We start from the raw sequence: 23,882 nt of genomic DNA on the forward strand, positions 1-23,882 counted from the left end.
TGACGGCGCAAGCAACGCTTCGGGATTGACGCATGAAAAACGCCGACCCCTTCGCCGCCGCCCGCGCGCGCGCCGCCCCGGCGATCGAGCGCCGGCCCAAGGAGATTCGCCAGCATGGCGAGGTCCGCATCGACGATTACGCCTGGCTGCGGGCGGAGAACTGGCGCGAGGTCCTGCGCGACCCGTCGGCGCTGCCCGCCGACATCCGCGCCGCGCTCGAGGCGGAGAACGCCTATTACGAGGCGGTCGTCGCCGATCTCGCGCCCTTGCGCAAGGCGCTGTTCGAGGAAATGCGCGCGCGCATCAAGGAGGACGACGAAAGCGTTCCGCTGCCGGACGGCCCGTGGCGTTACTGGACGGCCTACCGCAAAGGCGGGGAGTATCCCGTCTTCAAGCGCGCGCCGCGCGAGGGCGGACCGGAACAGATCCTGTTCGACGGCGATCGGGAGCGGGGCGACGGCGCCTTTTTCAATATCGGGCGCGTCGCGCACAGCCCGGACCATCGCCTTCTGGCCTACGCCGTCGACCGGGTCGGCTCGGAGAACTACGTCATCCGCGTGCGGCGCATCGAGACGAGCGAGGATCTGCCCGACAGGGTCGAACGCGCCGACGGCTCGTCGGGCGCGGTCTGGGCGGCGGACGGTTCAGGCTTCTTCTATGTGGAGCGCGACGATCACCAGCGCCCGAAGCGGGTGAGGTTTCACCGGCTGGGCGCCGACCCGGCCGCCGACCGCGTCGTCTATGAAGAACCCGACGACGGCTTTTTCCTGCACGTATCGAAGAGCCTCAGCGGCGCCTTCATTTTCATCGAGAGCGGCGATCATACTACGAGCGAGGCGCGGTTCCTGCCGGCGGACGCGTCAGAGGAGGCGCCGCGGCTCATCGCCGCGCGGGAGGCCGGCGTCGAATACGACGTCGAGCATCAGGGCGAGCGTTTCGTCATCCGCACCAATGCGGACGGCGCCGTCGATTTCAAGCTCGCGACGGCGCCCGTCGCGGCGCCGGGGCGCGAGAACTGGCGCGATCTCGTTCCCCATCGGCCCGGAACCTTAATCGTCAAGGCGGCGGTCTTTCGCGATTACATCGTCCGGCTGGAGCGGCGCGACGCGCTGCCCCATCTCGTCGTTTCGTCCGCGGACGGCGCCGAATACGAAATCAGGTTCAAGGAGGCCGCTTACAGCCTCGGGCTTCATCAGGGCTACGAATACGACACGCAGACCCTGCGCTTCGCCTATGAATCGCCGGCGACGCCGACCGAGACCTACGACTTCGACATGAAGACCCGCAGGCGCCGCCTTCTGAAAGTGCAGGAAGTGCCCTGCGGCCACGACAGGTCGCGCTACGTCGTCGAGCGCATTCACGCGCGCGCGCCGGACGGGGAGGCGGTCCCGATCACCATCCTGCGCCTGAAAAAGCAGAAGCGCGACGGCTCGGCCCCGGCGCTGCTCTACGGCTACGGCTCTTACGGCATCACCATCCCGGCCGATTTCTTCTCCAGCGTGCTGCCGCTCGTCGATCGCGGCATGATCTACGCCGTCGCCCATGTGCGCGGGGGAACGGCCTGCGGGCGGCGCTGGTATCTCGACGGCAAGCTCGACCGGAAGATGAACACCTTCACGGATTTCATCGCCTGCGCCGAAGCGCTGATGAAAAGGAAATACGCCGCGCGGGGGAAGGTCGTCATCTATGGCGGCAGCGCCGGCGGGCTGCTGGTCGGCGCCTGCGTCAACATGCGCCCCGATCTGTTCGGCGGCGTGATCGCGGCGGTGCCGTTCGTGGACGTGCTCAACACCGTCTCGGACCCGAGCCTGCCGCTGACGCCGCCCGAATGGAACGAATGGGGCAATCCCGTCGAGAGCGCCGAGCAATACGGCTGGATCCGCGCCTATTCGCCCTATGAGAATGTTCGCGAGACGGACTATCCGCCGATCATGGCGACAGGCGGTCTCGCCGACTTCCGCGTCACCTATTGGGAGCCGGCCAAGTGGATCGCGAAGCTGCGCCGCGTCGCGCGCGGCGGCCCGTTCGTTCTGCGCATGAACATGGAGGCCGGCCACGGCGGGGCGGCGGCGCGCTTCGAGCGTCTTGAGGAGCGCGCGCATCTTTACGCCTTCGCGCTCAAATGCGTCGGCCTCGACGCCAAATCCCGGCGCTGAGCGGACTTATCCCCCGGAAGGGGGAAACTTATCCCCGCTCTTCGGCGCGGCCGTATCATCGCCTTCTTCGGACTTCTCGAAGGAGGAATCGTCCGTGAGGAAATGCGGCGAAGGCTTTGGAGCAGGCGGGACGCGCTCAACCTTTTGGGGCGCGACCGTGCGATTCGCGAATAGGCGGATCGTTCGAAACGCGCCGCAAACGCCCGCCGCGGCTTGCGCAGTCCGATTCGCCGCCCCGCCGTTTCGCACGGTTCGCGCCGGCCCGCTCGCTTTTCGCGCGAGCCGGTCAGCTCGCCCGCTTCACCTCGATGCCGTGATCGCGGATCTTGCGATAGAGCGTCGAGCGGCCCATGCCGAGCCGGCGGGCCACTTCGGTCATCCGGCCGTCATAGGTCTCGATGGCGAGACGGATGAGGTCGCGTTCGATCTCTTCGAGGGTGCGCAGGTTTCCTTCCCGGTCGAAGACGCTCACCGGATTGTCGCCGGCCTCGCCGGTCGACCTGTAACGGGCGTCGGCTGCGCCGTCTTCGTCTTCGTCCTGATGATCGACGAAGGGCGGGCCCATGTCGACGCCGGCCGCCTCGAACTCGGCGGCGAGCTGCGGGAAGTCGGCCGCCGTGAGATACGGCCCGTCGGCGAGGACGACGGCGCGGAAGACGGCGTTTTCGAGCTGGCGGACGTTGCCCGGCCAGGAGTATTTCGTCAGCACGTCAAGCACCTCGTGCCGGACGCCGCGCACGTCGCGGCCTTCCTCCGCGTTATAGCGCTGGATGAAGTGGTCGATGAGGGCGGGGATGTCTTCGGGGCGCGCGCGCAGGGGCGGGGCGACGATCGGGAACACGTTGAGGCGATAATAAAGGTCTTCGCGGAAGGCGCCTTTCTTCACCTCCTCAGCGAGATCGCGATTGGTGGCGGAAATGATCCGTACGTCAACCTTGACGGGGCGTTTCGCGCCGATGGGGTCGACTTCGCCCTCCTGCAACACGCGCAGAAGCTTCACCTGCATGTCGAGCGGCAGCTCGCCCACCTCGTCGAGGAAGATCGTGCCGCCGTCGGCTTCCTGAAACTTGCCGACATGCCTCGCCGTCGCGCCGGTGAACGATCCCTTTTCATGGCCGAACAGGATGCTCTCGACGAGATTGGCCGGAATGGCGCCGCAATTGACGGTGATGAACGCGCGCCCCGCCCGATCGGAAGAGCCCTGAATGGCGCGCGCGATCATCTCCTTGCCGACGCCGGACTCGCCCGTGATGAGAATCGGGATGTTCGACGCCGCCGCGCGCTCGCCGAGCCGGACGACGTGCTTGAGCGCGGCGCTTTCGCCCACGAGATCCTTGAAGCCGAGCGCGCCTTCGCGCTGGCGCTTGAGACGCGAGACCTCGCCCTTGAGCGTGGTCATGTTGAGCGCGTTGTTGATCGAGACGATGACGCGCTCGGGGCTCGCCGGCTTCACGAAGAAGTCGGCCGCGCCGTTCTGCATCGCCTGCACCACCGTATCGACGCCGCCCTGGGCGGTGAGCACGATGACGGGAAGCTCCTCGCGCATGGATTTCACGCGCTTGAGCGTCTCCATGCCGCCGAGACCGGGCATCCGCAGGTCGAGCAGGATGAGGCTGACGTCCGCCCCTTGCGGGCTTTGCAGCAGCGAAAGCGCGTTCTCGCCGGAATCGGCCTGGAGGACCGGATAGCCGGCCTTTTCGCAGATTCCGCGCATGATGCGGCGCTGCGTCGGATCGTCGTCGACGATGAGTATGGTTTTCGCCATTGAGGAGGAGTCTCCGGTTCTTCGCGAATATTCCTCCGAACGATAGGGAGACGGAGTAAATTTGCGCTTAAACCGTTTCATTACGGGGCACGCTGAGGGTCATGGTTAAGGAATGATTGCCGAACGATCGCGCCGCCGACCGGGAGCCGGGCGTGCGCCGCGCGCTTTTCCAGGCGTCGGGCCTGCGCTATGAGGCGTGGAAGCGTTAGCAGATGCAGCAAGCCCGCCGCCAGGCAGCGACATCGCAAGAGCAGACCATGAGCAAATCTGACGAAGAGCATATCCGCCCGCTCGCCGGCCTCGGCGGGCGAAAGCCGCCGGCGCCGGCCTGGTTCGAGTGGGCGCTGGGACAGCCTTCGGAGGAGGGCGCGGTCTCGGTCCGCGGCGCGAAGATCGCCTGGTCGGCCTGGGGCGAGGTCGGCCGGCGCGGGCTCGTCTTCATTCACGGCGGCCGGGCGCACCGCGAATGGTGGCGGCCCTTCGCGCCGTTCTTCGCGAACCAGTACCGGGTCGTCGCCTTCGACCTCTCCGGCATGGGCGATTCGGACTGGCGCCCGCGCTATACGATGGACGGCGCGGTCGACGAGCTGTTCGCCGTCGTCGACGCCGCCCGGCTCGGGCAGGGCGGCCGGCCGGTCGTCGTCGGCCACAGCTTCGGCGGCTGGGTGACCCTCGCCGCGGTCGAGCGGCGGGGCGAGCGGCTGTCGGGCGCGGTCATCATCGACAGCCCGATCGCCGAGCCCGACCCGGACGAGGGCTACACAATCAACAGGCCGAAAGGAGAGGACGAGTCGCGCAAGCGGCCGGCGAAAGTCTACCGGACCATCGAAGAGCCCATCGAGCGCTTCCGCTTCCTGCCCAACCAGCCTTGCGACCAGCTCTATCTGGCGGACTATATAGCCCGGACGGGCCTCGTGCAGGCGCCGCATCCGGAAGGCGGAACCGGCTGGGCGTGGAAGTTCGACCCCAGCCACGGGCGGAACTTCGAGATTCACTTCGAGCGCGATCTTTTCCTCGCCGCGCGCTGTCCGCTCGCCTTCATCTATGGCGAGGAGTCGCTGTTCTCGCGCGGGCCGGGATTCGATCACCTGCGCGCGCAGACCCGCGGCCGCTCGCCCTTCATCACGATCCCTACCGCTCATCACCATCTGATGATGGAGCAGCCGATCGCCTTCATCGCGGCCCTGCGCGCGCTTCTCAACTGCTGGCCGGTCCGGGTGGGGGCGTGAGGGGGCGGATTTGCAACATGAGCTAATATGGATTAAATAGCTATTCCAGCCAAAATGGGCCAAGCCGAGCATGTCCAGAGTCGCCGCCGTCGACGCCAAGAATCGCTTTGGCGAGCTGCTCAACGCCGCGCTTCGCGAGCCCGTGACCGTCGAAAAACACGGCAAGCCGGTCGCCGTGGTGGTCTCGAAGGAAGAATATGACGAGCTGCTAAGCGCGAAGCTCGCCTTGTTGAAGATCGACATCGAACGCGGCCTCGCCGACATAGAGGCGGGTCGGACGCTCGAGGGCGAGGCGGTCATGAAGGCCGCTCGCGCGCGCCTCAGGTCGTGAGCCGCTATGTATTTTCGGCGCAGGCTCGGGCCGATCTCGACTCCGTTCTTTCCTACACGCTGGAGGGGTGGGGAGCGCGGCAGGCGAAAACCTATCTCGACGCGCTGGAAACGCGCCTACAGGCGCTCGCGAAGACGCCGTCGATGGGCAGGGCGCGTCCGGACCTGGCGGAGGGGGTTCTTTCCTTTCCCTCCGGCAGCCACGTAATCTATTACAAACAGATCCGCGGCGGCATTGCAGTCGTTCGAATCCTGCACGGACGCCGGGATCCGTCGCGACATATATGAGCATCGGCGAGACGTAGCCGGGACTTGCTCAAGCGGCTGAATTCAGCCAGTAAATCCTCATGGATCAGCAACAGGACAGGGCGGGCGACATGGAGGAAAACATCATCGAGCGCCACCAGGACGCCGAGGAGCATCTGCGAACCTACAAATCCATCATGAAGGCGACCGGCGAAATCGGCGCGCCGTTCGCCATGGCGCTGACCGTATTCTTCACCAATCTCGTGCTCGCCAACGGCTTCTGGCTGTCGCTTTTCGCCGGCGTGCTGACCTATCTTGCCGTCTTCTGGATCGTCCGCCTCTTCTTCTCCCACTAAGCGCCGCCGTCCCCGGGAGGACAGATGAAAATCGCCGTTCTGAAGGAAACGCGACCGGGGGAGACTCGCGTCGCCGCGTCGCCGGAAACGGTCAGGAAGTTCCTCGCTCTCGGCGCGGCCGTCGCGGTGGAGCGCGGCGCCGGCGAACGGGCGAGCTTTTCGGATGAGCAGTATCAGGAGGCAGGCGCCGAGATCGCCGGTTCCGCCGCCGAGGCCGCGAAGGGCGCCGATCTCGTCCTGAAGGTCCAGCGCCCGACCGAAGACGAGATCGCCATGCTGGAGCGGGGGGCCAGGCTCGTCGCGATCATGGCCCCGCACGGCGCGCCGGAGATCGTCAAGGCCTGCGCGGCGGCCGGCGTCGAAGCCTTCGCCATGGATCTCATGCCGCGGATAACCCGGGCGCAGTCCATGGACGTGCTGTCCTCCCAGTCGAATCTCGCCGGCTACAAGGCGGTGATCGACGCGGCGGCCTATTACGGGCGGGCCTTTCCGCTGATGATGACCGCCGCCGGCATGATCGCCCCCGCCAAGGTCTTCGTCATGGGCGCAGGCGTCGCCGGCCTGCAGGCGATCGCCACGGCGCGCCGTCTCGGCGCGGTCGTCTCGGCCACCGACGTGCGCTACGCCGCCAAGGAGCAGGTGGAGAGCCTCGGGGCGACTTTTATCACCGTCGATGAAGAGGCGATGAAAAGCGCTGAAACCGAGGCGGGTTACGCCAGAGAGATGTCGGAAGACTTCAAGCGCCGGCAGGCCGAGCTCGTGGCCGAACACATCAGGAAGCAGAATGTCGTCATCACGACGGCGCTGATCCCCGGCCGGCCCGCGCCGAAGCTCGTAACCGAGGCGATGGTCCGCTCCATGGCGCCGGGCTCGGTGATCGTCGATCTGGCGGTGGAGGCCGGCGGCAATGTCGAGCTTTCCCAACCGGGCGAGGCGGTCGACGTCGGCGGCGTCATCATTCTCGGTTTCACCAACGTGCCCGGACGCCTGCCGGCCGACGCGTCGAGCCTTTACGCGCGCAACGTCTACAATTTCGTCGCGGCGTTCTGGGACAAGGAAGAAAAACGCTTCGCCGTCGACTGGGAGGACGAGATCGTCAAGGGCGTTGCGCTCACCCGCGACGGCCGGACGATCCACCCGCAATTCGGCGGCGCCGAGAGCGCCGTGTCTGATGAGGGCGACGTCGCCGCTGGAGCGCCGGCCGAAAGCGGCGGAGGAGAAGCCGACGCAGGCGGCCGCTAGTTTCGACAGGAGGATCCCGCCCATGCAGGCGACCAAGGAAACCGTTGAAGAGGCCGCCCGCGCCGCGGAGGAAGCGGCCAAGGCGGCCGAGACGGCCGCCGCCAACGCGACCACGAACGCGGAAGCTGCGGCCGCCGCCGCCGAGCAGGCGCGCACGTTCGCCGATCAGCTCGCCGCGCTCGCGGCCTCCCTCAGCGGGCCGTCCGAGTTCGTCTATCTGCTGGCGATTTTCATCCTCGCGATCTTCGTCGGCTACTATGTCGTCTGGTCGGTGACGCCCGCGCTTCACACGCCGCTGATGTCGGTGACCAACGCGATTTCCTCTGTCGTGATCGTCGGCGCCCTGATCGCCGTCGGCGCCGACCTCGCCGATTCGGCCGCGGGCGGAACGTCGAAGCTCCTGGGCTTCATCGCCGTGGCGCTCGCCAGCGTGAACATCTTCGGCGGGTTTCTGGTCACCCAGCGGATGCTGGGCATGTATAGGAAGAAAGAGCGATAGGGGAAAGAATGGGCGAAAATCTTCCCGCGCTGCTCTATATCGCCGCCAGCATTCTGTTCATTCTGGCGCTGAGGGGCCTGTCCTCGCCGGAGACCTCGCGCGCCGGCAACCGCTTCGGCATGATCGGGATGGCGATCGCCATCGCGACCACCCTGTTCGTGCTGGAGAACAAGGGCCTCGGCGCCTGGGTCCTCGTCGCGCTCGCCATCGCCATCGGCGCCGTTCCCGGCGCCTATATCGCCCGGCGCGTGCCGATGACGGCGATGCCGCAGCTCGTGGCGGCCTTTCACAGCCTCGTCGGCATGGCGGCCGTGCTGATCGCCTGGGCCGCGTTCCTCGCCCCGCGCGCCTTCGGCGTCGGCGAGCCGGGACATATCCACCTGCAGTCCGCGCTGGAGATGTCGCTCGGCGCGGCGATCGGCGCGATCACCTTTTCCGGCTCGGTGATCGCCTTCCTGAAGCTCAACGGCAACATGTCCGGCAAGCCGATCATCCTGCCGGCGCGCCATGCGATCAATCTCGGCCTCGGGCTTCTCATCCTCATCTTCATCGGCATGATGATGACCGGCGAACAGTCGTGGACGACCTTCCTGTGGCTGACGATCGCCTCTTTCATTATCGGTTTCCTGCTCATCATTCCGATCGGCGGCGCCGACATGCCGGTCGTGATCTCGATGCTCAACTCCTATTCGGGCTGGGCGGCGGCCGGCATCGGCTTCACGCTGGAGAACATGGCGCTCATCGTCACCGGCGCGCTGGTGGGCTCGTCGGGCGCCATTCTGTCGTACATCATGTGCAAGGGGATGAACCGCTCGTTCATCTCGGTCATTCTCGGCGGCTTCGGCGGCGAAGACGCGAGCGCCGGCGCCGGCGCGGAAGAGACGCGGCCCGTCAAGCAGGGTTCGGCCGAGGACGCCGCCTTCATCATGAAGAACGCGCGCAAGGTCATCGTCGTGCCCGGCTACGGCATGGCTGTCGCCCAGGCCCAGCATGCGCTGAAAGAGATGGCCGATCTTCTCAAGGAGCACGGCGTCGAGGTCAAATACGCCATCCACCCGGTGGCCGGCCGGATGCCGGGACACATGAACGTTCTGCTCGCCGAAGCGCACGTGCCTTATGACGAAGTCTTCGAGCTCGAAGACATCAACGCGGAGTTCCGCACCGCCGACGTCGCCTTCGTCATCGGCGCCAACGACGTAACGAACCCTGCGGCGAAGACCGACAAGGCTTCGCCCATCTACGGCATGCCGGTGCTCGACGTCGAAAACGCCGGCACAGTGCTGTTTGTGAAGCGGTCGATGGCCTCCGGCTACGCCGGGGTGCAGAACGAGCTCTTCTTCCGCGACAACACGATGATGCTGTTCGGCGACGCCAAGAAGATGTGCGAGGAGATCGTCAAGGCGTTGTAGCGCGCCCGCGCCTGACGCAAGGGGTCTTCATCACGACCCGCGCGGACGTTACGGCGCTCCGGGAGAGCGAAAAGGGGATAAAGCCATGCTGAAATACATGCTTGCCGGCGTTGCTGCGGCGGCGCTCGTCGCGTGTTCGCAGGAGACGCCTGTAGAAGAGCCCGCCGCGCCCGTGGAAACCGAGACGACGGCGCCTTCCGAACCGGCGATGATGGCCGAGGAAAAGCTCGACGCCGTCCTCGCCGCGCAGCCGGACGACGTCAAGGCGCGCTATCAATGGCGCCATCCCAGGGAGACGCTTCAGTTCTTCGGCGTCGAGCCGGGCATGACGGTGGTCGAAGCCCTGCCCGGCGGCGGCTGGTATTCGAAGATTCTCATCCCGTATCTCGGCGCGGACGGCCATCTCATCGGCGCGTCCTATGCGATGGAGATGTGGCCGCTCTTCGGCGGCTTCGCCACGGAGGAATTCATCGAAGGCCAGCGCACCTGGCCCGTCGACTGGCCGGCCCAGATGCGCGAGGCCGTCGGCGAGGGCGCGAAAATCTCCGCCTTCCAGTTCGGCTCGATGCCGGCGGCGTTCGAGGGAAAGGCGGATGTCGTCCTTTTCATCCGCGCGCTGCATAATATGGCGCGCTTCGAGGACGAGGGCGGATTTCTGACCCAGGGCCTCGCCGACGCCTACGCCGTCCTCAAGCCGGGCGGGATCGTCGGCGTCGTCCAGCACCGCGCGCCGGAAGACAGCCCCGACGAATGGGCGAGCGGCGATGCTGGCTATCTCAAGCAATCCGCGCTGATCGCCAGGTTCGAGGAAGCCGGTTTCGAATTCGTCGGCGCAAGCGAGATCAACGCCAATCCGAACGATCAGCCGACGACGGACGATATCGTCTGGCGCCTGCCGCCGACCCTCGGAACGAGCCGGGAAGACCCCGAACTGCGCGCGCAGATGGAGGCGATCGGCGAGTCCGACCGCATGACGCTCAAGTTCCGCAAGCCGGAATAACCCTCATGAGCGCAGACCGGGCGCGCCCGCTTGATAAGCGGGCCGTCCCGGCTCCGGCGCGGCCTATTGCAGTCGCGCGCGCAGATAAGCGTTCAGAGCCTCGGCGAACTCGGGCCGCTCCAGGGCGAGGGCGATGTTCGCCTGCAGCCAGCCGAGTTTCGACCCGCAGTCGTGAATGACGCCCTTGCAGACGCAGGCATGGAACGGTTGCCGGCCGTTCAGCTTGTTCATCGCGTCGGTGAGCTGGATTTCCCCGCCGGCGCCTTTTTCCTGGCGTTCGAGCAGCGCGAAAATCTCCGGCTGCAGAATATACCGTCCGATGATGCGGAAGTTGGACGGCGCGGCTTCAGGCGCGGGCTTCTCCACCATGCCCGTCATTTCGATGAGGTCGCCGCGACGCGCCTTCGGCGCGATGACGCCGTATTTCGACGTTTCGGACCGGTCGACTTCCTCGACCGCGACGATGTTGCCCCCCGTCCGCGCATAGGCGTCGAGCATTTGCTTCAGAAAGCCCGGCCGGGAAGGGACGATCTCGTCGGGAAGGGACACCGCGAAAGGCTCGTCGCCGACGATCTCGCGCGCGCACCAGACCGCATGGCCGAGTCCCAGCGGCGCTTGCTGGCGCGTAGCGATGACCTCGCCGGCGGCGGGCAGGCCGGCCCTGAGTTCGTCAAGCAGCTCGGTCTTGCTCTTGGCCGCAAGCGTCGCCTCGAGCTCATAGGCGTGGTCGAAGTAATCCTCGATCGCGCCCTTGCCGCGCCCGGTGACGAGCACGATGGTCTCGAGGCCCGCCTCGCGCGCCTCCGCGACCACGTAGTCGATCAGCGGCCGGTCGACGACCGGGAGAAGCTCTTTGGGGATCGTTTTCGTCGCAGGCAGAACGCGGGTGCCGAGACCGGCGACGGGAATAACGACCTTGCGGACGGGTTTCATGGCGGCTCGAGGTTCTGGCGCGGGCGCGGCGCGGACTGTTCGGGCGGGGCCTATTCGGGCGAGGGAACCTTATTCACGGGGCTGGTTTCGATTTCAACCGCCTGTTCGATCGGATCGAGATAGCGGGCTTCCCTTTCGAGGCGCTCTTTCAGGACCGCGAGCCGGCGCTTCGCGTCTTCGGCGAGATCGAAATAGAACAGGTTGAAATGCTGGACGCGCCATTTGGCGCCGAACCAGCCGCTTCGGCGCAGGAAGTCCTGGCGCGGGCGGTCCACGACGAGCACCCCGTCGACGCATTGCGCGCCGATGGCCCGCGCGACGGGCGGCGGCGTTTCCCCCAGGCGCAGGCCGGTCGCGGACGCCGCGCCGACATGCTGCGCGGGGCCCACATGCTCGCGCGTCCGGCGCCCGGCGATGGGGTTGACGCATAAGAGCGGCTCGCCCTTGGTCGCGATCAGATCGCCCTCCGGCGTCCAGACCATCGACCGGTCCCGCGTGCGCCGCATCTCCTCATCGAAGGGTTTCTCGAAGTCTGTATAGGAAACCACGCAGCGCGCCTGGTCCGGCTCCGTGCAGGGCGGCGTCCGTGCAAGCTGCGCATCGAACAGCGACAACGGAACCGCCTGCCGCAGGACGTAGGCGGCGGCCAGCCGCCGGCGCAGCGCTTCGTCGCCCTGGAAATAGTCCTGCAGCAGGCCGAGCGCATGCAGACCGCCCTGTCCGTATCCGACGAGAATGATCGGCCGCTCGGCGCCGCTGGTCTTGAGGAACGCTTCGAAGGCCCGGCGGACGTCGCGATAGGCGAGCCGGCGCGCGGCGACCCCGTCATATTTGTGGGTGAAGAAAGCGAACAGCGTCGCCTGCCGGTAGCGGGGCGCGTAGATGCGACCGAGCCCGAAAAACGGGCCGACCTCGTTGGGCGCTGCGGCGCGCCGGGCCGCCGCGTCGGCTGAAGCGTCGTCTATCGGCGCGTTCCAGCTTTCAGACGAATAATATGTGGTCGAGTGGATATAGAAGATGTCGGCTTCGGCGGTCCCGCTCTCCCTGTCGGGCCAGACCAGCCATGCGCCCCGCGCGGCGTAATCGGGCGCCGGCGGAGGCGATGAGACCTGAAACGGCGTGCTGGGGTTGAGCAGCGAGCGCGTCAGCGCGTCCTGAAAGACGATCGCGGCGACGATGGCGAGCGCCGTAAACGCCCCTCCGGCGACCCAGAAAGCGGCGCGGCGGCTCATCTCGCCGACTCTTTGCGATTTGCGGCCAGAGTCATCGCTCTCCTGCCGTTTTGGCGCCGCAAGCGCCCGTTAACCTTGTCATGGCGGTAATAGCCGCAAGCTGCTAACCGAGCGACGCCGCCGGATGCTATATTCCATGAAATAGACGCCGCGGCCGGCGCTGTCACGCCGCCATGCCGGCTTAGAGAAGACCCATGACCGACGACAAAACGGACCGCCAGAGCACCGAAAAACCCGCAGGCGGCGGCATCGCCGGGGACGGACCGCTGATCCGCCCGCCCAAGCGCAGCCTGTGGGGCAATGTGTGGTCGAGCTTCCTCGCCGGCATCGTGGTGATCGCCCCGATCGGCATCACCGTGGCGCTGGTCTACTGGTTCGTGACGGGGCCGATGGCGAGGCTCGACACGTTCGTCAAGCGGGCGATCCCCGACAGCGGCGGAACGCTGGAGACGATCACGCGCGCCATCCCCGGCCTCGGGGTGCTGATCGCCATCGTCGCGATCATTCTTCTCGGCGCCTTTGCGAAAAACTTCGTCGGGCGCGCCTTCATCAGGACAGGAGAGAACCTGCTCGATTCCATCCCCGTCATCCGCAACCTCTACCGCTTCTTCAAGAACGTCTTCGAGACCGCCCTGCAGCAGTCGGAGCGTTCGTTCAAGGAGGTCGCGCTGATCGAATATCCCCGTCCGGGCCTGTGGGTGATGGCGTTCGTCGTCGGCGAGACCAAAGGCGAGATCCGCTACCGGCTGTCGGATGCGGCCGACAGCCTCGTCAGCGTCTTCGTGCCGACCGTCCCGAACCCCACCTCGGGCTTCCTGCTGTTCCTGCCGCGGTCCTCGATCCGGCCGCTGTCGATGTCGGTCGAGGACGCGGCCAAGGCGATTTTCTCGATCGGACTTGTGACGCCGGAGTTCGCCGATCCCGACGCGGCGGTGAAAAAGCTACAGGAAATGGTCGAAGAGGCTCAGCCCGAAAAAAAACCGCGCCGCGCCTTCTTCCGCGCCAAAACCAATAAATAGCAGGCTTCATCCGGCGCGCAGGAGCCGCACGGCGTCGTCGCGGCTGAAGAGGTAGAGCAGGACCCGCAATGCAGCGCCGCGCGCGCTCTTCAGGTCCGGGTCTTTCTCGACGACGAGCCGCGCGTCGTCGCGCGCCGCCGCCAGAAGCTCGCCATGCGCGGCGAGATCGGCGATACGGAATTGCGGAAAGCCCGACTGCGCCGCGCCGAGAAGATCGCCGGCTCCGCGCAGACGCAAATCCTCCTCCGCGATGCGGAAGCCGTCGTCCGTCTCGCGCAGGATTTTAAGCCGCGCCTTCGCCGTCTCGCCGAGCGGGCCCTGGTACAGCAGAAGACAGACCGCTCGCCGGTCGCCGCGCCCCACGCGACCGCGCAGCTGATGCAGCTGGGCGAGCCCGAAGCGCTCGGCGTGCTCGACGACCATGATCGTCGCATTGGGCGCGTTGACGCCGACCTCGATCACCGTCGTGGCCACCAGCACGGACAGCCGGCCCTCGTAAAACGCCTCCATGACGGCGTCCTTCTCCGCCGCGCTCATGCGCCCGTGCACGAGGCCGACCCGCTCGCCGAGGTGAGGTTTCAGCGCTTCATGGCGCTCTTCGGCGGCGACGAGGTCGAGCGCGTCGGATTCCTCGACGAGGGGACAGACCCAGTAAATCTGCTCCCCGGCGTCGGCTGCGCGGCGGACGGCGGCGACGACTTCTTGCAGCCGCTCGACCGGAATCGTCCGGGTGAGAACGGGTTTGCGCCCTGGCGGCTTTTCCCGGATCAGGCTCGCATCCATGTCGCCATAGGCGGTGAGGGCGAGCGTGCGCGGGATCGGCGTCGCCGTCATCACCAGCATGTCGGGGCGCGGGCCTTTCTGCGCCAGCGCCATGCGCTGGTGCACGCCGAAGCGATGCTGCTCGTCGACGACGACCAGGGCCAGATCGCGGAACGCGACGCTTTCCTGAAACAGCGCGTGCGTGCCGAAGAGGATCTGAATCTCGCCCGAAGCGAGCCGGGCGAGCTTCTCCTCGCGCGCCGCGCCCTTGTCGCGCCCCGTCAGCATGTCGACGGCGACGCCCGCCGCCGCGCAAACCGGCGCGCAGGACTCCAGATGCTGTCGGGCGAGAATCTCCGTCGGCGCCATCATGGCCGCCTGCGCGCCGGCCTCGACGGCGTTCAGCATGGCGAGCAGGGCGACCACGGTCTTGCCGCTGCCGACGTCGCCTTGCACGAGCCGCACCATGCGCTCGGGCGCGGCCATGTCGGCGAGGATCTCTTCGAGCGCGCGCCGCTGATCGCCGGTCAGCGCGAAGGGCAAAGCCTTCGCCGCCAGCGCCCGCAGGCGCCCGTCGCCGCGGACCGGCCGGCCTGCGGACTTTATCCGCGCGCGGCGAATAAGGGCGAGGGCGAGCTGGTTGGCCAGAAGCTCGTCATAAGCGAGGCGCTGGCGTTCGGGGCGCGTCGGCGCCAGCGCGTCCGGCGTCTCCGGGGCGTGAACGGCGCGCAGCGCCTCGCGCCAGCCCGGCCAGCCCCGCCGCGCGAGCCAGGCCGCGTCCTGCCATTCCGGCACGACCGGCGCGCGCGCGAGCGCGGCGCGGACCGCCTTGCGCATCAGCGTATTGGAAAGTCCCGCCGTCAGCGGATAGACCGGCTCGATCAACGGCATGTCGCCGGCTTTTTCCGGATCGACGATATGATCCGGATGCGTCATTTGCCGGACGCCGCCGTACTCCTCGATCCTGCCGCTGACGATGCGCCGCGTCCCTTCCGGCAGCGCCCGGCGCAGATAGTCTTCCTTGGGGTGAAAAAACACGAGGGTGAGGAAGCCGGTCTCGTCCGAACAGATCACCCGATAGGGCTGGCGGCGCGCGCGCGGCGGATCGTGGCGGTCGACCGTCACCTCCACGGTGGCGAGCTGGCCGAACGGCGCATCCGCAAGCTTCGGGCGCGCGCGGCGATCGATCAGGCCGGCGGGGAGGGTGAAGAGAACGTCCGCGACCCTCGGCCCCGCCGCTTTCGCGATCAGGGGCGCGATCTTCGGGCCGACGCCGGGCAGGGCGGTCACGTCGGCGAACAGCGGGTTGAGGATCTCAGGCCGCATGGCCGGTTTATCCGGCGTTTTGCGGCGTTGTCCAAGCCGCGCCGGGCGGCTATGACCGGGTCATGTCCATCGCCCCCGACGACGCTCGCCGCAAGCGCCTGCTTTATCGAGCCCAGCATCGCGGCTTCAAGGAGGCCGATCTCGTCATCGGCGGATTCGCGGCCGCGCATCTGGCGGACATGACCGCGGCCGAGCTCGACGAATTCGAGGCGCTGCTCGCCCTGCCGGATCACGATCTTTACGCCTGGGCGACGGGCGAGGCGCCCGCGCCGGCGCAAGCGCGCGGTCCGGTTTTCGAGAAGCTGCGCGCCTACGACGTCTCCGCCAGCCTCCGACAGCAGCCGAGCGGGCGAGGTTGAACTTCGCCGCGCCGACGGCTACCTGTGCGCGCCCGCGATCGCCGAACCGGCGTTCGCGCGTTTTGCGTTTCAGCAGGGCCTGTTCGCCTCATGACCGTGATCTCCGGAACCGCCCGCATCAGCGCCGAGGAAGCCTGGAGCGCAAAGGGCGCGCTCGACGTCTACGGCGCGCCGGAGGGCGCCGACGCCATGGCCGTCGCGGCGGCGGCGCGCGCGCGCGGCGGGCTCGTCGTCCATATCGCCCGCGACGGGGCTCGCGCGGCGGCGATGGCCGAAGCGCTCCGTTTCTTCGCGCCCGATATTCCGACTCTCGTCTTTCCGGCATGGGACTGCCTGCCCTACGACCGGGTCTCGCCGTCGGCCGCGGTCGCCTCGGCGCGCATGGCGACGCTGGCCTTGTTGGCGCGTCATCGCGGGCGGGGCCCGCTCATCGTCGCGACCTCGGTGAACGCCGCCGTCCAGCGTACGCCGCCGCGCGCCGTGGTGGCGGATGCGGCGCTTTCGATCGGCCAGGGCGAAGCGATCGGCATGGAACCGATCGCCGCCTATCTCGCCGCCAACGGTTACGAGCGCGCGGGGACGGTGCGCGAGCCGGGCGAGTTCGCCGTGCGCGGCGGCCTGATCGATCTGTTCCCGCCGGGCGCGGAGGAGCCGATCCGGCTCGACTTCTTCGGCGACCAGATCGACTCCATTCGCGCTTTCGATCCGGCCACGCAGCGCACCACGCGCCAGCTGCGCGCCATCGATCTCGCGCCGGCGACGGAAGTTCTGCTGACGGAAGAGTCGATTTCGCGTTTTCGCTCGGGCTATGTCGCCGAATTCGGGCCGGCGGGCGACGATCCCGTCTATGAAGCGGCGAGCGCCGGACGCAAGCACGCCGGCATGGAGCACTGGCTGCCGCTTTTCTATCCGAAGCTCGACACGTTGTTCGACTTCGCCGAGGGCGGGCTCGTTTTTCTGGAGCATCTGGCCGCCGAAGCGGCCGACGAGCGCTTCGCCGCCGTCGCCGATCATTACGCCGCGCGCGTCGAAGACGCCGACCTGCGCCGGCCGAAAAACAGCGCGTTCGCCGCGCCGGCCTATCGTCCGCTCAAGCCGGAAGCGCTTTATCTCTCTGCGGACGAATGGCGCGCGCGGCTCGCGGAAGGCGACCTGCGCCGGCTTTCGCCCTTCGCGCCGCCCGAAGGCCGGCGCGCTTTCGATTTCGGCGCGAAGGTCGGGCGCAGCTTCGCCGCCGAACGCGCTGCAGAAAAGGTCAACGTCTTCGACGCTGTGCGCGAGCACGCCGAAACGCTCCTCCGCGAGGGCAAGTGCGTCTTCATCGCCTGCTGGTCGGAGGGCTCGGCCGAGCGCATGGCCAGCGTGCTCGCCGATCACGGCCTCGGCGCGCTCGCCCGCTATGAAAGCTGGCCGGACGCGCAAAAAGAGAGCGCGCGGACCGTTTCGACGATCGTGCTGGGCCTGGAGACCGGCTTCGTCACGCCGGACGCCGCTTTCATCTCCGAACAGGACATTCTCGGCGACCGGCTCGTGCGCCGCACGCGGAAGAAACGGGCGGAGAATTTCCTCGCCGAGGCGTCGAGCCTTCTCGTCGGCGATCTCGTCGTCCACGTTGATCACGGCGTCGGACGCTATGCGGGGCTGAAGACCCTCGACGTTCAGGGCGCGCCGCACGATTGCCTTCAGATCGAATACGCCGGCGGAGACAGGCTGTTCCTGCCGGTCGAGAACATCGAGCTTCTGTCGCGTTTCGGCTCGGACGATCCGGCCGCGCCGCTCGACAAGCTCGGCGGCGCCGGCTGGCAGAGCCGCAAGGCGAAAATGCGCGCGCGCATCAAGATGCTCGCCGAGCAGCTCATCGCCATCGCCGCCAAACGCGAGATGAAATCGGCCGAAGCCATCGCGCCGCCCGACGGCGCCTATGACGAATTCTGCGCGCGCTTCCCCTTCACGGAGACGGAAGATCAGGAAAACGCCATCGCCGACGTCATCGAGGACCTCGCGCGCGGCCGGCCGATGGACCGGCTCATCTGCGGCGACGTCGGTTTCGGCAAGACCGAGGTGGCGCTCCGCGCGGCCTTCGTCGTCGCAATGAGCGGCCGGCAGGTCGCCGTCATCGCGCCTACCACGCTTCTCGCGCGTCAGCACTACAAAAACTTCTCCGAACGCTTCAAAGGCTTCCCTGTGCGGGTGGCGCAGCTTTCGCGTTTCGTCAGCGCGAGCGACGCGGCCGCGACGCGCGCCGGCCTTGCGGACGGAACGGTCGACATCGTGATCGGCACGCATGCGTTGCTCGCAAAGACCGTAAGGTTCCGAGACCTCGGCCTTCTCATCATCGACGAGGAGCAGCATTTCGGCGTCAAGCACAAGGAGCGGCTGAAAGAGTATCGCGCCGACACGCACGTGCTTACGCTCACCGCGACGCCCATACCGCGCACATTGCAGCTCGCGATGAGCGGCATCCGGGATCTTTCGCTGATCGCTACGCCGCCGGCGGATCGGCTCGCCGTGCGAACGACGGTGGGGCCTTTCGATCCCGTGGTCGCGCGCGAGACGCTTCTGCGCGAGCACTATCGCGGCGGGCAGAGCTTTTATATCGCGCCGCGCATCGCCGATCTCGAGAGCGTCGCGGAGTTCCTGCGCGAAAGCGTCCCGGAGGTGCGCTTCAAGGTCGCCCACGGACAAATGTCGTCAGGCGAGCTCGAGGACATCATGACCGCCTTCTATGAAGGCAAGTTCGAGGTGCTGGTCTCGACGACCATCATCGAGTCGGGCCTCGACATTCCGACGGCGAACACGCTGATCGTGCACCGCGCCGACCGGTTCGGTCTGGCGCAGCTTTATCAGCTTCGCGGGCGGGTGGGGCGCTCGAAGCTGCGCGCCTACGCCTATCTCACCACCTCGCCGCGCGGCGAGCTGACGCCGGGCGCAGAGCGGCGTCTCAAGGTGATGCAGTCGCTCGACACGCTGGGCGCGGGCTTCACGCTCGCCTCGCACGATCTCGACCTGCGAGGGGCCGGCAACCTCCTCGGCGAGGAGCAGTCGGGCCACGCCAAAGAGGTCGGCGTCGAGCTTTACCAGCATATGCTGGAAGAGGCCGTCGCGTCGCTGCGCGAGGGCGCCGGCGCGGCGGAGGAGACATGGTCGCCGCAGATCAATATCGGCGCGGCGGTGCTCATCCCCGATCATTACGTCGCCGATCTCGACGTGCGCATGGGCCTGTACCGGCGCCTCGGCGCGCTCACCGAGCAGACCGAGATCGAGGCCTTCGCGGCGGAGCTCATCGACCGTTTCGGACCGCTGCCCAAAGAGGTCGAGCAGCTTCTCCAGATCGTCGCGATCAAGGGCGTGTGCCTGCGCGCGGGCGTGGCGAAAGTCGACGCCGGGCCCAAGGGCGCGGTGATCACGTTCCGCAACGATACGTTTGCGAACCCGGCCGGCCTCGTCTCCTATATTTCGAGCGCGCCGCTCGACGTGAAGCTGCGCCCGGACCAGAAGCTCGTCTTCCGTCAGGAATGGCCCGACGAGCGCGCGCGCCTGAAGGGCTGTATGCGGATCCTCGACACGCTCCAGGAGATCGCCCGCGAAGCGGCGTGAGCCTTACGACTTCGCCGCGCGCGGACGCACATTGCTGAGCCGGCCGAGAACGCCGGCGAGCGCTTCTTCGAGCCGGGCGCCGGGCGCGCGCTCGGCGACGCCCGCGGCGGCGGCGATCGCAAAGACCTTTTCCCGTTCGCCGTCCCGGAACATCGTGTTAGCGATCACGCCTTCGACGCGCTTGGCGGCGACGGCGGCGTCCGCGCCGCCGGTCGCGGAGAGGACGGCGATGAAAGTATCGGGCGAGAGGCGCGCGACGAAATCCTCCGCGCGCGTGACGCGGTTGACGAGCCGCGCCGCTTCGGCGAGCGCGCGCGGGCCTGCATGCGGCGCGGCGGGGAAAAGACGCAGCGCGACGAGCGACAACGGCCTGCCGGTCTGGTCGGACCGGGCGAACAGCCGCTCCGCGTGCTGAGCGAAAAACGCCGGCGCGAACGCTCCTGACAGGCGGTCGCGCACGCCCTCGCCCGCGCAGGCGCTCAAAAACCGCCGCATGGCGGCGGCGAGCCGCGCGCGGCGTGCGGCGAGCACGATGCGTCCGCCAAGGTCTTCGCTCACATGCGCGCGCAAGACGACGTCTGCGACATTCGCCCCGCGCCAGGCGACTTCGACTGGTCCGCCGGGCGCGCCTGGCGGCGGAATCACGATGACGGGAATCTCGTGGAGTTTGCGGTGACGGCGCATCGCGCGGGCGAGACTGAGCAGCGGATCGCCGGCCCCTTTCGGGATCAGCACCGCGCAGTCGAACGCGCCTGTCTCAAGGCTGCGCATGGCCTGTCCTGCATTCATCGCGCCGGCCGTTTCGGCCGAGACGCGTTCGGCGGCGGACAGGGCCGCGAGCGCGGCGTCGCCCGGCGCGCCGGCGATCAGCGTGCGCGGCGGCGCGCCGGCAGTTTCGATCGGCGGAAAGGAGGACGCCCGCGCCAGCGCCGCCGCGCTCTTCAGTCGCTCCCCCGTCTCCTCGGCGAGATTGCGCAGGCGCAGTCTCTGCCGGCAGATCTCGACGGCGCCGCGCAGATCGCCGCCGGCGATGACGAGCTCGCCCGAGCGGCGCAGATGCGAGCGCTCGCTCGCCGAGAGCGAGGCCGGGGCGAGATGGACGAACCCGCATTCCGGCGCGGCCCGACGGATCGCGGCCGCGATTCGCTGCAGGGCTTTCGCTGACAGCCGGCGGCGACGGAGATCGAGCACGGCGAGGTCGGCCCCGCGCGCTTCTTCCAGCGCGACGAGACGATAGCCGGCCTTGTCGAACAGCGCGGCCGCGGCCTCGTCCGGCGCATCGTCGGACGACAGCCAGACGATGCGCGCGCGCGGCGTGTGGGCGTTTTGCAGTTCCATCCTGTCCCGTTCCGAAGCCGGCGCGGCGGATGCGAAGCGGTCGATTAGTTGCTGCCGGCGCCGTGCGCGTGATTATTCAATTTGCGGGCCGGTTTCGGGTTTTCGCTTTCGGGTTGCGGCGTCGTATCGTCTTTCGCCGAAGCCGCGACGACGGCCGTCTCGGCGAGGCAGACATCCGGCTCGCCCGCCAGGGGAAAGAGCCCCGCCGCGGCGCGTTCCTGATAGCAGGGCAGGGCGGCGAGAAACTCCTGCGGCTTGTTCATGGGCCCGGCCTCCCGGTAAAGCTGGGCGGTCGGAATCCCGACATAACGCCAGTGCCACGGCTCGTAGCTGTCCTCGCCGGGCAGATAGTCATTACCCGGAGGATAGGACAGAATGAATCCGAAGCGGAAAGCGTTCTCCTCGAAGCACTGATAGGCGGCGTCGCTGCGGCGCATGAGGCGGCCGTCGACGTCGATGTCGACGGCGAGGCCAAGCTGATGCTCCGACATGCCAGGCGGCGTGACGGTGCCTTTCCGGCCGATCCGACGGAAGAGGTCGCGCTGCGTCGCATAGGACCGGTAGCCGGATCGCAGGGTGATGCGCTCGCCCGATTCCGATCGACACAGCGAGATGACCTGGGCGAGCCGGGCCGGCATGTTCGCCTCGCGCGGATCCGCGCCCTCATCCGCGGCGCGCCGGATCATCATCTCTTCGAGTGCGGCGTTCTTGCTGAGCGGAACATAAAAGTCCGCAGCCGGAACGAGATCGCCCGGCGCGTAGTCGGACGGCAAGGTGAAATTCCGGGACACAGGCCGGTCGATGTCCGAGCGCCGGTCGCGCAGGCGATTGGCCGCATAGCGCTGCGCGCCGAAAGCGTCGCGGAAGAGGGCGCGCATGTGCTCATAGAGCGCCTGCGCTTCGGTGGCGCGGCCCTGACGCTCATACACGCCCGCAAGCAGCTTTATGTAAAGGCTGAGGTCCGGGCTGTTCGCGCCTTTGATCTTTTCCTGCGCGTGGAAAGCGTCGAGATAGAGCCTCTCGGCGTCGTCGAGCCGACCCATATCCGCATAGACGGGACCGAGAATGAGCGCCGTTCGCACGGCGGCCGGATCGTCCGCGCCGAGCGTTCGGCTGCGAATGTCGTAGGCGGCCGACAGAAGCCCGGCGGCGGCGTAAAGACCGTCAGCCCGCATGGCGTAAAAGGCGCCGAGTTCGGCGAGGCGATCGGCCGTCGACAGCCTGGCTTCGCGCGCGCCTGAAAACTTCTCTCCGCCGCCGGTCGGCTTCAGATTCTCGGCGAACAGATCGGCGGCTGCGGCGATGCGTCCGGCGAAGAAGGCTTCAAGCGAGTCCGAGTCGTCGCCGTCGCCGCGCGCGGCCTCGTCGCCCGCCCGGTCGAGAAAGTCGGCGTAGATCGCCACCGCCTCGCCGAGATCGCCGGCGAAGATATGGGTCCTGGCGAGCGCGTCCTCCATTTCGCCGCGACGGCGCGGATCGAGCGCGCGGGCCCATCCCGAGGCCAACGCCTCCTCGATCAGCACTGCGGCCCGGGCGTAATCCTGGGCGGCGATCTGCGTTTCGGCGACGCGGAATTTCAGGGGCGCGAGCTTTTCTTCATCGGCGCCGGCCTCGCGCCGCATGGCGAGCACGCGCTCGCCGTAGACGGCCGCCCTGCCGGGAGCCCGCGAGGCGTAAAGCGTCTCGAAGCGGCTTTGCGCGGCCTCGACGTCGACGCGGACAATGATGTTGAACCAAGCGGCGTAAGCCAGCGCCATCACAGAAAAGGCGCCGGCGAACATGATCTGCGGACGCAACCCCATCGCCCTTCGTCTTCCCCTCGACGACTTGCCCACCGCGCGGACGGTAACATCAACCGGCCGCGCAGGCGAGCCTCGCGCCGCAAAAGCGTCCGTTTCCGGCTGCGCGCGCCCCTTTTCTCTGCGGCCTACCGTTGAGGCGGGTTTTTCGCTAAGCTCGCCCCAGGGGAAGCTGTCGCGAGGGTTCGGCCATGCCATACGGGGTGAAGCGGGGCTACAAGGCTCCGGGGGAATACGGCGTCTCGGATTTGTTGGGGCTGTCGCTCGCCGGCGCGGCGGGCATCATCGCCGCCATCGTCACGGACTATCAGCAGAAGGGCGAGGCGTCGGCGCTATACACGATCAATCAATGGGTGGTCGCGGCCTCGCGGATTCTCGGTTTCGGCGACGTGCCGCTGTGGGCGGTCGTCGTCGGCCTTATCGCGCTGGGCGCCGGCTCCATCTTCTACTTCCAGCCGATCACGCGCCAGGGCGCGTTCGCGCAAGGGTTCGGGCTTCTGGCGGTGATGATGACGGCCGTGCCCGCCGACCTCGCCGGCGGCTTGCAGGCGATACAACACGAGGACGAGCTTCCCGGCCTCGAGCCGGTCGGCATCGAGCGCGAAGCGGCGTTTCGCAGCGGCGACGCGAGAGGCGGGATCGTGCCGGCCGCCTATCGGCCTGGGGAGGCGCGGCTCTATTTCGTCCAGGACAGACGCGCGGCCGAGCGATATGACGTCCATCTCGTGGTCCGCTTTCCGAACGGGCTGGCCGACGACATCAACGCGATGATACGGCGCGGAGCTCTTCGCGGCCGTCTGCATAACGAGGACACCGGCCAGACTTACAACCTGTTCCGGAGCGTCGGCGGCACTGTCCAGCGCGAAGGCGACGCGCTCGTCATCCATGCGGGCGTTCCGGCGCGCGCCCAGCAGGCCAGGCTGTGGGTGCGCATTGAGTGCGAGAACTACGCCATCGAGGTGCAGTCCGCCCAAGCGCGCCTCGGCGAACAGCTCGATTGGACCATTACGATGCAGCCGTCCTCGACGCCGCTGGCGATCCAGCGGCTCGGCAAGTCGTACTGGTTCTGAGGGAAAAGGCGAAGGCGCGCGGGCAGGGCGACGGATAATTCGACTGGCGGATGGGGTGGGATTCGAACCCACGAGACGCTTGCGCGCCTGGCGGTTTTCAAGACCGCTGCCTTCAACCACTCGGCCACCCATCCGGCGCGAGAGGCGGACAATAGGCCGCCGGCGCGAAAGCTCAAGGCGGAACCTTCAGGGCCGGGCCCGATCGGCGGCGCGCC

19 protein-coding genes and 1 tRNA gene are annotated in these 23,882 nt (G+C 67.6%); 13 read left to right on the plus strand and 7 right to left on the minus strand.

Translation table 11 applies throughout. The annotated features are described in order from the left end of the window. The first annotated feature begins 32 nt into the window (after positions 1-32). A complete protein-coding gene (locus CHB64_RS06070; RefSeq protein WP_089411708.1) occupies positions 33-2,156 on the plus strand; it encodes a S9 family peptidase in 2,124 nt (707 codons plus the stop codon). A gap of 286 nt (positions 2,157-2,442) precedes the next feature. On the opposite strand, the gene CHB64_RS06080 is transcribed toward CHB64_RS06070, so the two are convergent. Beyond that, positions 2,443-3,921, minus strand: a complete 1,479-nt coding sequence (locus CHB64_RS06080) for a sigma-54-dependent transcriptional regulator (protein ID WP_089411710.1) — start codon at positions 3,919-3,921, stop codon at positions 2,443-2,445. 257 nt (positions 3,922-4,178) lie between these two features. Here CHB64_RS06080 and CHB64_RS06085 point away from each other — a divergent pair, with 257 nt between their 5' ends. The 8 genes from CHB64_RS06085 to CHB64_RS06120 all read left to right on the plus strand — a co-directional run bounded on the left by CHB64_RS06085 (position 4,179) and on the right by CHB64_RS06120 (position 10,232). Further along, positions 4,179-5,150: an alpha/beta fold hydrolase gene (locus CHB64_RS06085; protein ID WP_159462428.1), complete on the plus strand. Its 972-nt coding sequence runs from the start codon at positions 4,179-4,181 to the stop codon at positions 5,148-5,150. Between the two features lie 70 nt (positions 5,151-5,220). After that, on the plus strand, positions 5,221-5,481 hold the full coding sequence (locus tag CHB64_RS06090) for a type II toxin-antitoxin system prevent-host-death family antitoxin (protein ID WP_089411712.1): 261 nt from the start codon (positions 5,221-5,223) through the stop codon (positions 5,479-5,481). Next, positions 5,478-5,768 carry a type II toxin-antitoxin system RelE/ParE family toxin gene (locus CHB64_RS06095; RefSeq protein WP_089411713.1) on the plus strand — a complete coding sequence of 97 codons (291 nt, stop codon included), beginning with the start codon at positions 5,478-5,480 and terminating at the stop codon, positions 5,766-5,768. Before CHB64_RS06090 ends, CHB64_RS06095 begins: the two co-directional genes overlap by 4 nt. A gap of 59 nt (positions 5,769-5,827) precedes the next feature. Then, positions 5,828-6,082 carry a hypothetical protein gene (locus tag CHB64_RS06100; protein ID WP_143265949.1) on the plus strand — a complete coding sequence of 85 codons (255 nt, stop codon included), beginning with the start codon at positions 5,828-5,830 and terminating at the stop codon, positions 6,080-6,082. A 24-nt stretch (positions 6,083-6,106) separates the two neighbouring features. Next, entirely contained in the window at positions 6,107-7,324 is a 1,218-nt protein-coding gene (locus CHB64_RS06105; RefSeq protein ID WP_089411715.1) for a Re/Si-specific NAD(P)(+) transhydrogenase subunit alpha, read from the plus strand. A gap of 22 nt (positions 7,325-7,346) precedes the next feature. Next, entirely contained in the window at positions 7,347-7,823 is a 477-nt protein-coding gene (locus tag CHB64_RS15735) for a proton-translocating transhydrogenase family protein (protein ID WP_089412013.1), read from the plus strand. A gap of 8 nt (positions 7,824-7,831) precedes the next feature. Continuing rightward, a complete protein-coding gene (locus CHB64_RS06115; protein WP_089411716.1) occupies positions 7,832-9,232 on the plus strand; it encodes an NAD(P)(+) transhydrogenase (Re/Si-specific) subunit beta in 1,401 nt (466 codons plus the stop codon). Positions 9,233-9,317: 85 nt separating this feature from the next. After that, positions 9,318-10,232: a class I SAM-dependent methyltransferase gene (locus tag CHB64_RS06120; RefSeq protein ID WP_089411717.1), complete on the plus strand. Its 915-nt coding sequence runs from the start codon at positions 9,318-9,320 to the stop codon at positions 10,230-10,232. Positions 10,233-10,295: 63 nt separating this feature from the next. Here CHB64_RS06120 and galU read toward each other — a convergent pair whose 3' ends face one another. Both galU and CHB64_RS06130 read right to left on the minus strand, forming a co-directional pair. Continuing rightward, positions 10,296-11,165, minus strand: a complete 870-nt coding sequence (galU, locus tag CHB64_RS06125; protein WP_089411718.1) for a UTP--glucose-1-phosphate uridylyltransferase GalU — start codon at positions 11,163-11,165, stop codon at positions 10,296-10,298. Positions 11,166-11,215: 50 nt separating this feature from the next. After that, positions 11,216-12,397 (minus strand): DUF3089 domain-containing protein, encoded by a 1,182-nt coding sequence (locus CHB64_RS06130; protein ID WP_089411719.1) that lies wholly within the window; start codon positions 12,395-12,397, stop codon positions 11,216-11,218. 194 nt (positions 12,398-12,591) lie between these two features. Here CHB64_RS06130 and CHB64_RS06135 point away from each other — a divergent pair, with 194 nt between their 5' ends. After that, positions 12,592-13,416, plus strand: coding sequence for a DUF502 domain-containing protein (locus CHB64_RS06135; RefSeq protein ID WP_089411720.1), 825 nt, complete (start codon positions 12,592-12,594; stop codon positions 13,414-13,416). 6 nt (positions 13,417-13,422) lie between these two features. Here the strand turns inward: CHB64_RS06135 and recG are convergent, their stop codons facing one another. Further along, positions 13,423-15,504, minus strand: a complete 2,082-nt coding sequence (gene recG, locus CHB64_RS06140) for an ATP-dependent DNA helicase RecG (RefSeq protein WP_089411721.1) — start codon at positions 15,502-15,504, stop codon at positions 13,423-13,425. Between the two features lie 62 nt (positions 15,505-15,566). On the opposite strand from recG, the gene CHB64_RS06145 reads away from it, so the two are divergent. Both CHB64_RS06145 and mfd read left to right on the plus strand, forming a co-directional pair. Then, positions 15,567-15,863, plus strand: coding sequence for an FAD assembly factor SdhE (locus CHB64_RS06145; RefSeq protein ID WP_089411722.1), 297 nt, complete (start codon positions 15,567-15,569; stop codon positions 15,861-15,863). A gap of 90 nt (positions 15,864-15,953) precedes the next feature. After that, a complete protein-coding gene (gene mfd, locus CHB64_RS06150; protein ID WP_089411723.1) occupies positions 15,954-19,460 on the plus strand; it encodes a transcription-repair coupling factor in 3,507 nt (1,168 codons plus the stop codon). Positions 19,461-19,463: 3 nt separating this feature from the next. Here mfd and CHB64_RS06155 read toward each other — a convergent pair whose 3' ends face one another. Together CHB64_RS06155 and CHB64_RS06160 are read right to left on the minus strand one after the other, a co-directional pair. Continuing rightward, a complete protein-coding gene (locus CHB64_RS06155; protein ID WP_089411724.1) occupies positions 19,464-20,798 on the minus strand; it encodes a GGDEF domain-containing protein in 1,335 nt (444 codons plus the stop codon). A gap of 44 nt (positions 20,799-20,842) precedes the next feature. Further along, entirely contained in the window at positions 20,843-22,600 is a 1,758-nt protein-coding gene (locus tag CHB64_RS06160; protein WP_159462429.1) for a D-alanyl-D-alanine carboxypeptidase family protein, read from the minus strand. Between the two features lie 188 nt (positions 22,601-22,788). Between CHB64_RS06160 and CHB64_RS06165 the strand changes: the two genes are divergently transcribed. Then, the gene (locus tag CHB64_RS06165; RefSeq protein WP_089411726.1) at positions 22,789-23,667 is read left to right on the plus strand and encodes a hypothetical protein; all 879 of its coding nucleotides are present in this window, start codon (positions 22,789-22,791) and stop codon (positions 23,665-23,667) included. Between the two features lie 44 nt (positions 23,668-23,711). On the opposite strand, the gene CHB64_RS06170 is transcribed toward CHB64_RS06165, so the two are convergent. After that, a tRNA-Ser gene (locus CHB64_RS06170) sits at positions 23,712-23,801 on the minus strand. Between the last annotated feature and the right edge of the window lie 81 nt (positions 23,802-23,882).

Origin of the sequence: Amphiplicatus metriothermophilus (assembly GCF_900199215.1) — a bacterium.
GTDB lineage: Bacteria > Pseudomonadota > Alphaproteobacteria > Caulobacterales > Parvularculaceae > Amphiplicatus > Amphiplicatus metriothermophilus.

Bases quoted from the DNA above. Each gene is read 5' to 3' on its own strand.
- CHB64_RS06145 (WP_089411722.1), top strand. From the start codon at position 15,567: ATGTCCATCGCCCCCGACGACGCTCGCCGCAAGCGCCTGCTTTATCGA.
- CHB64_RS06090 (WP_089411712.1), top strand. From the start codon at position 5,221: ATGTCCAGAGTCGCCGCCGTCGACGCCAAGAATCGCTTTGGCGAGCTG.
- mfd (WP_089411723.1), top strand. From the start codon at position 15,954: ATGACCGTGATCTCCGGAACCGCCCGCATCAGCGCCGAGGAAGCCTGG.
- CHB64_RS06135 (WP_089411720.1), top strand. From the start codon at position 12,592: ATGACCGACGACAAAACGGACCGCCAGAGCACCGAAAAACCCGCAGGC.
- CHB64_RS06155 (WP_089411724.1), bottom strand. From the start codon at position 20,798: ATGGAACTGCAAAACGCCCACACGCCGCGCGCGCGCATCGTCTGGCTG.
- CHB64_RS06080 (WP_089411710.1), bottom strand. From the start codon at position 3,921: ATGGCGAAAACCATACTCATCGTCGACGACGATCCGACGCAGCGCCGC.
- galU (WP_089411718.1), bottom strand. From the start codon at position 11,165: ATGAAACCCGTCCGCAAGGTCGTTATTCCCGTCGCCGGTCTCGGCACC.
- CHB64_RS15735 (WP_089412013.1), top strand. From the start codon at position 7,347: ATGCAGGCGACCAAGGAAACCGTTGAAGAGGCCGCCCGCGCCGCGGAG.
- CHB64_RS06085 (WP_159462428.1), top strand. From the start codon at position 4,179: ATGAGCAAATCTGACGAAGAGCATATCCGCCCGCTCGCCGGCCTCGGC.
- CHB64_RS06100 (WP_143265949.1), top strand. From the start codon at position 5,828: ATGGATCAGCAACAGGACAGGGCGGGCGACATGGAGGAAAACATCATC.
- CHB64_RS06070 (WP_089411708.1), top strand. From the start codon at position 33: ATGAAAAACGCCGACCCCTTCGCCGCCGCCCGCGCGCGCGCCGCCCCG.
- CHB64_RS06115 (WP_089411716.1), top strand. From the start codon at position 7,832: ATGGGCGAAAATCTTCCCGCGCTGCTCTATATCGCCGCCAGCATTCTG.
- CHB64_RS06165 (WP_089411726.1), top strand. From the start codon at position 22,789: ATGCCATACGGGGTGAAGCGGGGCTACAAGGCTCCGGGGGAATACGGC.
- CHB64_RS06160 (WP_159462429.1), bottom strand. From the start codon at position 22,600: ATGGGGTTGCGTCCGCAGATCATGTTCGCCGGCGCCTTTTCTGTGATG.
- CHB64_RS06105 (WP_089411715.1), top strand. From the start codon at position 6,107: ATGAAAATCGCCGTTCTGAAGGAAACGCGACCGGGGGAGACTCGCGTC.
- CHB64_RS06120 (WP_089411717.1), top strand. From the start codon at position 9,318: ATGCTGAAATACATGCTTGCCGGCGTTGCTGCGGCGGCGCTCGTCGCG.
- CHB64_RS06130 (WP_089411719.1), bottom strand. From the start codon at position 12,397: ATGAGCCGCCGCGCCGCTTTCTGGGTCGCCGGAGGGGCGTTTACGGCG.
- recG (WP_089411721.1), bottom strand. From the start codon at position 15,504: ATGCGGCCTGAGATCCTCAACCCGCTGTTCGCCGACGTGACCGCCCTG.